At 48.5% G+C, this 9,999-nt stretch carries 10 protein-coding genes; 6 read left to right on the top strand and 4 right to left on the bottom strand.

The features are described 5' to 3' along the window. Positions 1-151 precede the first annotated feature (151 nt). Together JX312_RS04470 and JX312_RS04475 are read left to right on the top strand one after the other, a co-directional pair. Positions 152-1,006, top strand: coding sequence for a hypothetical protein (locus tag JX312_RS04470; RefSeq protein ID WP_123403825.1), 855 nt, complete (start codon positions 152-154; stop codon positions 1,004-1,006). A gap of 98 nt (positions 1,007-1,104) precedes the next feature. Further along, positions 1,105-1,374 carry a SemiSWEET family sugar transporter gene (locus JX312_RS04475; RefSeq protein WP_123403827.1) on the top strand — a complete coding sequence of 90 codons (270 nt, stop codon included), beginning with the start codon at positions 1,105-1,107 and terminating at the stop codon, positions 1,372-1,374. A gap of 20 nt (positions 1,375-1,394) precedes the next feature. Here the strand turns inward: JX312_RS04475 and JX312_RS04480 are convergent, their stop codons facing one another. The 4 genes from JX312_RS04480 to JX312_RS04495 all read right to left on the bottom strand — a co-directional run bounded on the left by JX312_RS04480 (position 1,395) and on the right by JX312_RS04495 (position 6,196). Continuing rightward, entirely contained in the window at positions 1,395-2,630 is a 1,236-nt protein-coding gene (locus JX312_RS04480; protein WP_204457194.1) for a hypothetical protein, read from the bottom strand. A gap of 189 nt (positions 2,631-2,819) precedes the next feature. Further along, complete coding sequence (locus tag JX312_RS04485; protein ID WP_204457195.1) at positions 2,820-3,815, bottom strand: glycosyltransferase family 2 protein; 996 nt, start codon at positions 3,813-3,815, stop codon at positions 2,820-2,822. 48 nt (positions 3,816-3,863) lie between these two features. Beyond that, positions 3,864-5,156, bottom strand: a complete 1,293-nt coding sequence (gene tyrS / locus JX312_RS04490) for a tyrosine--tRNA ligase (protein ID WP_123403833.1) — start codon at positions 5,154-5,156, stop codon at positions 3,864-3,866. Between the two features lie 62 nt (positions 5,157-5,218). After that, the gene (locus tag JX312_RS04495; RefSeq protein ID WP_123403835.1) at positions 5,219-6,196 is read right to left on the bottom strand and encodes a M28 family peptidase; all 978 of its coding nucleotides are present in this window, start codon (positions 6,194-6,196) and stop codon (positions 5,219-5,221) included. A gap of 56 nt (positions 6,197-6,252) precedes the next feature. On the opposite strand from JX312_RS04495, the gene JX312_RS04500 reads away from it, so the two are divergent. The 4 genes from JX312_RS04500 to JX312_RS04515 all read left to right on the top strand — a co-directional run bounded on the left by JX312_RS04500 (position 6,253) and on the right by JX312_RS04515 (position 9,813). Continuing rightward, on the top strand, positions 6,253-7,224 hold the full coding sequence (locus JX312_RS04500) for a glycosyl transferase family 90 (RefSeq protein ID WP_124029520.1): 972 nt from the start codon (positions 6,253-6,255) through the stop codon (positions 7,222-7,224). A 56-nt stretch (positions 7,225-7,280) separates the two neighbouring features. Then, positions 7,281-8,138: a glycosyltransferase gene (locus JX312_RS04505; RefSeq protein ID WP_204457196.1), complete on the top strand. Its 858-nt coding sequence runs from the start codon at positions 7,281-7,283 to the stop codon at positions 8,136-8,138. Between the two features lie 4 nt (positions 8,139-8,142). Then, positions 8,143-8,967, top strand: coding sequence for a glycosyltransferase (locus JX312_RS04510; protein ID WP_124029522.1), 825 nt, complete (start codon positions 8,143-8,145; stop codon positions 8,965-8,967). Positions 8,968-9,021: 54 nt separating this feature from the next. After that, complete coding sequence (locus tag JX312_RS04515; RefSeq protein WP_123403843.1) at positions 9,022-9,813, top strand: glycosyltransferase family 2 protein; 792 nt, start codon at positions 9,022-9,024, stop codon at positions 9,811-9,813. Positions 9,814-9,999 lie beyond the last annotated feature (186 nt).

A 9,999-nucleotide genomic window follows, 5' to 3' on the forward strand; every position in this document is an offset into this window, starting at 1 on the left:
ATTTAGCGCCTCTATGGAAAATTGTTTTCCGGGAGGTTCCGTTTTTGCCGGATACGTTCTGTGTTTTACCGGCGGAGTTCTGTATTTTAACAATCTATAGCACCCTTGTTCTTGCAGGAATAACAATTATTTTGCAATTTTGCAATCCTTTATGAAAACTGCAGACAAGATAAAGAATATATTTCAGACAACGGGCGATTCTTTGGCATCGATTTTTAAGGTCGCGCTTATGTCGCGGCGACTTTCGCCGTCGGCAAGCCGCAAAGACTCCACGCTGATTATTATGGGGAACGGACCTTCGCTTAGGGAGGCGATCGACAGTCATGGCGATGTGTTGGAGAAATATGATCTTCTTTCTGTTAATTTTGCTCCTTTGTCTGCCGATTTCTTTAGTCTCAGACCGGAAATGCATCTCCTCGCCGATGGTGTCTTTTTCCAGCCTGACGCGCCGGGGAATGTGGCGGAGATGTGGTCCGCGCTGTCAAAAGCAGACTGGCGGATGTCTCTTTATGTGCCGGTGAAATACAGGAGTTGCCTGGCGCTCAAGACCCTTCCTTCAAATATAAAGGTGAGATATTTCAATCTTACTCCCGCTTCCGGATGGGGGTGGCTTGTGAGGAGCTTGTTCCGGGCGGGGCTTGCCATGCCCCGCCCAAGAAATGTGCTTGTGCCGTCGCTGATGACGGCGATACGCGAGGGGTATTCAAGGATTGTGCTTACCGGGGCGGACCATAGCTGGAGCAAGTCTCTGTGGGTCACCGACAACAACCGTGTGGTCACTGTTCAGCCGCATTTCTACGAAGACAACGAAAAGGAGAGGGAGAGGGTGGAAAGCCTGTATAAAGATATAAGAATTCATCAGATATACGAGAGTTTCTCGATTGCGTTCCGAAGTTATTTCGCCGTTAAGGATTTCGCAGATTCGGAAGGTGTGGAGATTCTTAACGCGACACCAGGCTCTTTTATCGACGCTTTCCCACGCACCAGGCTCGAACTTCTCGGTTAAGGCGTCATTGAGGGTAGTGCGTTGTCTAAAATATACGAAATTACAATTTTGTCAAACTTTTTTCTCTCCGGATTTTTATTAATTATAAACGTTTTATTATGCTGATTGATATCATAGGTTATGCCGCCGCCATATGCATGGTGTTCGGCTATTTCCCTCAGGCGATTTACACCATCCGCACGCGTGATACCGACGGTATCGCGTTGCCTACTTTCCTTTTGATGTTTCTGGGATCGGTATTTTTCATGATCCAGGGTTTCATGCTCGGTAATGTGCCTTTGTGGATAACGAATCTTATCACCGGAACGTCATCTGCGATAATTTTCGGAATCAAGATGTATAACGACTATTTCAAGAAAAAGGATTGAAGTCAGATTCCTTGGAAGTGTCAGTGAGTCGGATTGGTGAATTCGAAGGTTATCGCCTCGAAGAAATCGCCCTCGCGCATCGGACATTCGATCTCGACCTCAAACCATCGCCATCTGGCTCCGAATAATCCGCGAATATAAGGTCCTGTAGCTGATGCTATCAGATGACGTGTCTCACGATGCTGAGATGCATACAGCCGCATCTTGACCTTGTCTCGTCTGAAAACACCTCTTAGCGTCAGGCTCCTGACGCTTTTTTCATCTTCGGGATAATCGAGATGCAGAGGCTCGGTGCGCAGGTGTATGGTTTTGCCTGCCGGAGAGGGGAGGTTGTCTTCAGGCTTAGGAAGCTTGCTGAAGTCCGCGAGGGCGCCTGCGCTCATCCGTAATGTCACGTAATTGTCGGATCCGGAGATTTCATCTGCCGGTACAGAACCTATAAGCCTGAAGTCGCTGTCTGACATCACCTGCGTGTTGATATCTTCTTCGGTATATCTGTCGTAATACCAGCAGCGGCGCGGGGTGCCGTCTACGCTCACGCTCCTTATTCCAGCGACTTCCCCATCCTCAGGATACATTCCGGCTTGTTTTGTGGCATATATGTCGATTGCTGTTATTCTGTTGCGGAGTGCTGTGAACGAGGGCGTTGCGTCCAGACGGTACATCAGTCTTGCCGATACGTTGCGCACCTGTACCCGGGTGTGAAGATACTTGCCTGAAAGTTGATGTGACATCACCGGAAGGAGCGGTGCAGTGCGGAAACATGAAAGAACACCGCAGTCGTGAAACCCGGAACAGGTGTTGTCGGAATATCTGTATCTCCACGCGATACGGAAAGGAGATGTGAAAAGATTCGATGAATCCGAGGCTTTACGGTATCTTTTGAGTGCTTCGTGAACAGCTGTCGACCTGTTTTTCCTGAGCAATGCGCTTTCCGGTTCTGTGACTCCGTGATAGTTGTCGTCAAACCATGCCAAGACTCTCGGTATGTCGCTGTCGCTGACGTTAAACGCTATTTCCGTTTCATTCCATCCTCCCATAAGTGGATGCTTTTCACCGTTTTCATCGGTGATTTCGGCGGGTTGTCGCGGACCGAATCCATCCAGTGTCTCTCCCCGTAGACGGAACTTGATGCCGCAGTCAGGAACAGACTGCGTATTATTACCGTTTCCTCCGCTTCCATCGGGGTTTTCTGTCGCTGTCTCGCTCCTGAAAACTTTTATGTTTTCCAGTTCAATCCGTTTTCTGATTCTCATATGGCAGTGATGTGTTTGCAGTGGTGATGGTTAAGAGCTTTTAGAAACTGTTTAAATAAACAGTTTCTTACAATAATATGCGGTGAAATAAAACCTCGTGGCGAAGATAACGGTAAATCTTCGCCACGAGGTTTTATCTGTTGCAATTATCAGCCGGCTCTTATGAGCCATGACTTCGAGAGCCGCGCTCTAAAGCCGGTCGTTGCGGATTGTGCTGATTCCGGGAATGAAATTTGACAGCGTCTTTGATATCCGTTCGGTTAGGTAGTCTTTCTTATTGTATTTCAGCAATTCCTTCCCTTTGAGATATGCCGCTTTCCTGTCTTCCTCGCTCATCTGGGCGCGTTGTATTTTTTTCATCAGTGCTCCCAGACGTATCATCTTCCTTAAAATCGGGATTCTGGTGTTCTCGAAGATATGTCTGAGAACGATGAAATCCTCATCGAAGAGATTCCCGTTGGATTTCCCTTTGTTTACACCCTCGCGTGTTGTGCTTCCAGAGTGGAAACGGAAGCGGTTGAGTTTCCTGTAAATCTCGATTACATCACCTTTGGTTGCCATGATTGACCAGAAAAGCCAGTCGCCGGCATTTCGCATCCTCATGCAGCTCTCGAATTCCGAGCCGTCGCCATATGCATCGCGTCTGAAGAGAGTGCCGCTGGCATTGTAGATGTAGTTGATCCATATGAGATTGTGAGTGATGTATCGAATGCCGTCGAATACGCGGCATTCACCCTGACGTCTTTTGAACCGCTTGTCATACCACCGGTCATTGTCAATCTCTATCTTTGAACTGTTTTCGTCAATGGTGATTGAGCCGCCGAAAGCGATCACCGCCTTCGGATTGTTCTTCATCATTGCCACGCAGGTCAACAGAAAGTCGGGGTCGCAACTGTCATCGCTTTCGGCAATCCAGATATATTTACCCTGTGACAATTCGATTCCCCGTTGCCATTGGCGGAACGGACTTCCGCTGTTCTCTTTGTTTACAACCAGATGCGACACACGGGGGTCTTTGGCATATTCTTCAAGAATTTCCACTGAATTGTCGGTGGAGGCATCATCAAGGAGAATGACTTCAAAATCTTCGAATGTCTGGTTAAATACTGATTCCAACCGCTCCCTGAGGAACCGTGAGTGGTTGAAATTAGGTATTATAATGGAAACAAGAGGAGTTTTGTCCATAATTGATTGTAGATGTGTTGATGGTCAGCGGTGATTCGGAACAGTGCGTTATTCGGCGATCAAAAGGAAATGGTTTTTCTTCCCTTTCTGGATATGGAGATATTTTCCCCCGAGAAGAGCCGATGCGTCTATAGTTGCCGCAGGATCGGTTATTTTCTCTTTATTGAGACTTACGCCGCCACCTTGCACCATCTTGCGGGCTTCTCCCTTTGACGGGAACACCTGTGTCTTCACCGCAAGGAGGTCAAGCACGGGGATTCCCTCCTCAAGCTCCGCCCTGGAGATAGCGAATCGGGGAACACCGTCGAAAATGTCGAGAAGTGTCTGCTCGTCAAGAGCCTTCAGTGCCTCTCCGGCATTGTTGCTGAAAAGAATCTGGGATGCCTCGACAGCGGCTTCGTAGTCTTTTTCGCTATGAACCATTGTGGTGACTTCCTTTGCAAGACGTTTCTGCAAGGGACGTGCGCCGGGATTCTCCTCATGTTCGCGGACAAGTTGTTCGATTTCTTCTTTGGAAAGGAATGTGAATATCTTCAGATATTTCTCGGCATCGGCATCTGAAACGTTGAGCCAGAACTGATAGAATTTGTAGGGGGATGTATAGCGTGCGTCAAGCCATACGTTTCCGCTTTCTGTCTTGCCGAATTTGCCTCCGTCAGCCTTGGTGATCAGCGGACAGGTCAGGGCGAATGCCTCACCGCCGGTCTTGCGGCGGATAAGTTCCGAGCCTGTGGTGATGTTGCCCCATTGGTCCGAGCCGCCGAGCTGGAGCTTGCAGTTCTTTTCCTGATAGAGGTGAAGGAAATCAAAGCCCTGAAGAAGCTGATATGTGAATTCAGTGAAGCTCAGACCGTCGCGGGCCTCGCCGTTGAGGCGTTTCTGAACGCTGTCTTTTGCCATCATGTAGTTGACGGTGATGTGCTTGCCGATTTCGCGTGCGAAATCAAGGAATGTCACATCTTTAGTCCAGTCATAGTTGTTGACCAGTTCTGCGCGGTTGGGAACATCTGAGTCGAAGTCAAGGAATTTTGCGAGTTGCTTCTTTATTGCCTCCTGATTGTGACGCAATGTCTTTTCATCAAGAAGATTTCGCTCGGCTGATTTCCCTGAAGGGTCGCCAATCATACCCGTCGCGCCGCCTACGAGTGCAAGGGGTTTGTGTCCGCAACGCTGGAAATGACGAAGCATCATGACTCCGCAGAGGTGACCGATATGGAGTGAGTCTGCCGTCGGGTCAATACCGAGATATGCGGTGGTCATCTCTTTGTTCAGTTGTTCGTCTGTGCCCGGCATCATGGTGTGTATCATGCCGCGCCATGTCAATTCTTCAATGAAATTCATATGTCTGTCTGTTTTTTTGTTTAATAACTGGTAAAATCATGAACGTAAAAAGACTTCCGGTTTTACAGTTCAAGATACCGCACAAGGGTCGTACCTACGGCGCGCAGTGTGTTTTTATCGATATTTTCGAGATTGTCTTTTGTCGTGTGCCAGTGGGGATTGAAGCCTGTGCGTGGATGATATTCGATGATGTCGACTGCCGGAATACCCTGTTTTATGAACTCCACATGGTCATCGGTGACAGCTCCTCCCATCTGGCGTGGGAACAGGCTGCCGTATCCGCTGGCGGATGCCGCGTTCCAGAGTTCGGTTACAAGATCCGGCGCTGACTGCTGCGAGAAATATTCTATCGGGAAGAGTGCGCCCGCGCCCCCGACCATGTCGGCTACAATCACGCGTGCCGGCTGATATCCCGGCTTGACCGGATTATGCACGAAATATCTTGTGCCCATCGCCCAGGAATCATCGTCTCCCTCTGTGCCCCAGTCTTCGGCATCTACGAAAAGAATGTCTATCCCTTTTTTCGGATTGGCGGCGGAGATCTGCCGGGCGATCTCAAGCAGCACGGCGACTCCGCTGGCTCCGTCGTTGGCTCCGTCGACGGGCTGTTTCCGTTTGTCGGGATCAGGGTCTTCATCAGCCCAGGGTCTGCAGTCATAGTGGGCAAGAAGAAGAGTCCGGTCTTCCTCTCCGGGGTTGTATTGCCCGAAGATATTGCGTGCATGAAGAATGGTTCCGTCGAAAGCTTCAAGATCCATCTTCTGCTCGATGACCTCGGCTCCATGACGCCGGAGTTCGGCTGCCATCCAGTCACCGGCTTTGGCGTGAGCCTCGGTGTTCGGAACGCGCGGTCCGAATTCCACCTGTCTGCCGAGGTATGCGTATGCGCTGTCGGCATCGAATGCCACTGCGTCGGGTGCTTCGGCAACCATAGCCGAGGAGTCCGCATAGTTGCCGGATCCATCGGCGGAATCTGCTCTTTTCGCACCGCATCCCGCAAGGAACATCAGAACTAATATTGACGTAAATACATTTTGCATATTGCAAAATTACTCATAAACTTCCGAATTTCTAAATTTTACGTTAATTTTGTAATATGAATCTCATTGAGAAATACGTTCTGCCGGGTAAAAAGATGGCGCTTTTCTTCTATATCAGGGGGGCGCTTCATAATCTTGTGCCCCGTTTCTGGCTCAATGCCAGTCGCAGAAGGGTGTTGCGTAACTGGGAGAAGCGTGCTGATGCAGACTATCTCAGATGGCGCCGCGACATTTATTGCCGTCTTGAAAAGCCTTGCACGATACCGGAGGAAGCGGGTGTCGCGCTTAAAGATGTGAGGATGGGTAATTTTCAGAGCCGATATGCGGTTGATGCCCAGCGATCTTTGCGTTACTTCCCTGGAAATGCTCTCCTTGCGTTCAAAGATGGGGATGTATGGGAGAATCCGGTGGTGCCGACACTGATCAAGGCACGTAGACTCAATGGAAAGAATGAGGAAAATGCAGTGATTCTAAATCTCGACTCGATACGCCACTGGCTCAATCCTCATGACAATATCCCCTTCGATAAGAAGATTCCGAAACTTTTTTTTAGAGGAGACATTTTCAATAAGCCGGCGAGAGTGAAGTTTTTTGAGCAATGGGCAGACAACGGAATGTTTGATCTGGGCGACACCAATCGCAATCATCCTTCACGATGGCAATCCGAGTTTGTGTCGATACCTGAACATTTCAAATATAAATTCATTCTTGCCCTTGAGGGATACGACATGGCGTCGTCGCTTCAGTGGATAATGGCTTCGGGTTGTGTGCCTGTTATGCCCAAACCCACTGTCGAGGGGTGGCTGATGCATTCGCAACTTGTGGCTGGCAGGCATTATATCGAGATAGCCCCCGACTTTTCAGACGTGGGCGATGTTATGCGGTATTATATCGGGCATCCCGATGAGGCGCGCATGATTTCCGAGGAGTCTCGAAAATGGGCATTGCAGTTCAACGACAGAAAGAGAGAGAAGATCATAAGTCTGCTTGTGGTCGACAAATACCTCTCGTCAATCGCGAAGCCCTGACGATATGTCCCGGCTTAGAGAATGAGTTCCCCAATAAATACTGATTATAATATCATATGTTATCAATTATCGTAAGCACGGTTTATCCGGAAAGACTGGAGCGGTTCAGAAGGAATGTCGCCGAAACCATCGGAGATATTCCCTATGAGATAATCGCTATTGAGAATGTAAAGAATCCGCGTTCGCTGGCAAATGTATATAATGAAGGTGGCTCGCGTGCCCGTTTTCCTTACCTTCTTTTCATGCATGAGGATGCGGGGTTCATTACGAAAAACTGGTTTGAGGACATCCGCCGTAAACTTGACGAGCCGGATTGCGGCACTGTCGGATTTGCCGGATCAAAACTGATGTTCAATATGCCCGGAGGATGGGGCATGGGTCTGAAATGGATGTATGTCAATGTATTGCAGTGTGGAGAAGTGGCGCGTGCGAACTATGATGCAAACACTCCGTTTGTCGAGGTTGTGACAATCGACGGACTTGCGATGTTCGTGCGAAAGGAGGTGTGGGCTGAGAATCCGTTTGATGAGGAGTCGCTTCCAGGTTTCCACTGCTATGATGTGGATTTCTCACTTAATCTGTCGTTGAAATATAGGAATTATGTCTGTTTCTGTGTCGATGTCTATCATGATTCGGCTGGAAATTTCGACCGTGTCTGGCTTGATCAGACATTGAAGATATATGAAAAAAAATGGAAGCATATTCTTCCACGTGCCGTGGACAACATACACCTTACTCCCTCGCAGATTAAATATGAGGAGGAAAGACAATGTTTCCGCTTTCTGAAGATTCTCGAAAAAGATTCAGTTTTGAGGAATTTCTATAAGCGTCGCTTCATGAATTATCCTCTCACATTACGCCATTTTGAGCATCTTGTGAAACTTGTTCTTGGACTTGCTCAAAAAAGACGCTGATGATATGAAGATTTCGGTAATAGTAGCTGTATATAACAATTTCAAATGGCTTCGTCTTATTCTTGATGCGATGCGTATGCAGACTTATCATGATTTCGAAGTCATAATAGCCGATGACGGCTCTTCTCAGGATAATGTGACCAAGATAAGGGGATATATAAATTCCCATCCTGAAATCAGGATACTCCATTCGTGGCATTCCGATGAAGGCTGGCGCAAGAACAAGGCTCTGAACAGTGCCGTCAGGATTTCGTCAGGCGATTATCTTGTCTTCATCGACGGTGACTGCATCCCGCATCCGGATTTTGTGGCAGACCATGCAAGACTCGCTACCGAGGGTGTGGTGATGGGAGGACGCCGTGTCGAGACGGGTAAGTATCTGAACAATATGATTGAAAGTTGGAGTACACTGCCCGCAAATTATTTCGCTTTGGCGCGCAAGAAAATTGTGGGTTCTCTTTTCAAGGAGTCTTTGGGCAAGACATTGTCGCAGCTCAGACGCACTTGGCGGTTCCCTTATGTCTTTGGCAAACCGTTGGGTCTCAAGGAACAAGGTATACTTGGCGCGAATTTCGGGATATTCCGTTCCGATTTCGAGAAGGTAAACGGTTTTGACGAACGATACACGGATCCGGGCACCGGTGAAGACTGCGATCTTGATGTGCGTCTGGAGAATGCAGGTATCCGCCATCTCAAAGCATCGCACTATGCGCTTATGATGCATCGCCATCACGACCGTCTCGACTGGAGCTCGGAAAAGAATGCCGCNCTCTACGCCTCGGCGCGCAATAACAAAACCACTTATGTGGAAACCGGTCTTCGTCAATAATTTGATAAGAAACATTAATTTCCCGGAAAACATATCTCAATCGCCAATCAAAAAATGAAAACCTCCCTGATAATATCCACATATAATCGTCCTGACGCGCTGGAAGTGTGTCTTAAAAGCGTTGCGATGCTTAATCCCCTCCCCGATGAAGTGATTGTTGGTGATGACGGGTCGCGTGAAGAAACTGAAACGCTTGTGAGCCGTTTTTGTAAAGATTTTCCTGTGCCACTCAAATATATCCGTCAGGAAGACGAAGGTTTCAGGCTGGCGATGATTCGAAACAAATGCGTGGCTGCCGCCACAGGCGATTACATAATCCAGATCGACGGTGACCTGTTTCTACATCAGCGTTTTGTCAGCGATCATGTGCGGGAAAGCCGGAAGGGATATTTTCTCAAAGGGGGAAGAGTCCAGTTGGGCGAAGCGCTTACGAATGAAATATGTAAAGAACGAACGCCGAGAAAGATAACACCTTTCACAGCAGGAATCGAGGCAAAGAGGGCAAACGCCGTCAGGTCTGTGGCGGTGGCGGATTATCTTGCACCGCGTTATCGTAAGAACAGGGAAAATGTGTTGGGGTGCAATATGTCTTTCTACAGAGATGATTTTATGGCGGTAAACGGCTATGATGAAAGTTTTGAGGGATGGGGAGCGGAAGATCTTGACATCTCTTTCCGTTTCAAGAACATGGGACTGGGCAAAAGATACCTTAAATTCTGTGCTCTGGCATATCATCTATGGCATCCGGAAGCACAGATGGACAAAAGTTCCGGCAACCACGCCGTGGCGAGGAAACACCGGGACGAGGGTGTTGTCCGGGCTTTAAAGGGTGTTGACCGCTATTGACTTCCGGAGCCCCTCAGTTGCCTGCGGGCAGGCTGTTGATTTTTTCGTTGTTTAATATCTGCTCGTAATAAGAGAGATATTTGCGTGCCATTATGTCGGAGTTGAAGGTGGTTGCCGCATAATTGTGCAGAAGTCTTTCATCGGCGTTGAAATCACGGATTGCAGCCGCGAGTTCTTCGGGCGATT

It is taken from the genome of Barnesiella sp. CU968 (assembly GCF_905219685.1).
GTDB lineage: Bacteria > Bacteroidota > Bacteroidia > Bacteroidales > Muribaculaceae > Lepagella > Lepagella muris_A.

Coding starts and splice junctions, on each gene's coding strand:
- JX312_RS04485 (WP_204457195.1), bottom strand. CDS start 3,815: ATGGACAAAACTCCTCTTGTTTCCATTATAATACCTAATTTCAACCAC.
- JX312_RS04500 (WP_124029520.1), top strand. CDS start 6,253: ATGAATCTCATTGAGAAATACGTTCTGCCGGGTAAAAAGATGGCGCTT.
- JX312_RS04495 (WP_123403835.1), bottom strand. CDS start 6,196: ATGCAAAATGTATTTACGTCAATATTAGTTCTGATGTTCCTTGCGGGA.
- JX312_RS04505 (WP_204457196.1), top strand. CDS start 7,281: ATGTTATCAATTATCGTAAGCACGGTTTATCCGGAAAGACTGGAGCGG.
- JX312_RS04470 (WP_123403825.1), top strand. CDS start 152: ATGAAAACTGCAGACAAGATAAAGAATATATTTCAGACAACGGGCGAT.
- JX312_RS04475 (WP_123403827.1), top strand. CDS start 1,105: ATGCTGATTGATATCATAGGTTATGCCGCCGCCATATGCATGGTGTTC.
- tyrS (WP_123403833.1), bottom strand. CDS start 5,156: ATGAATTTCATTGAAGAATTGACATGGCGCGGCATGATACACACCATG.
- JX312_RS04515 (WP_123403843.1), top strand. CDS start 9,022: ATGAAAACCTCCCTGATAATATCCACATATAATCGTCCTGACGCGCTG.
- JX312_RS04480 (WP_204457194.1), bottom strand. CDS start 2,630: ATGAGAATCAGAAAACGGATTGAACTGGAAAACATAAAAGTTTTCAGG.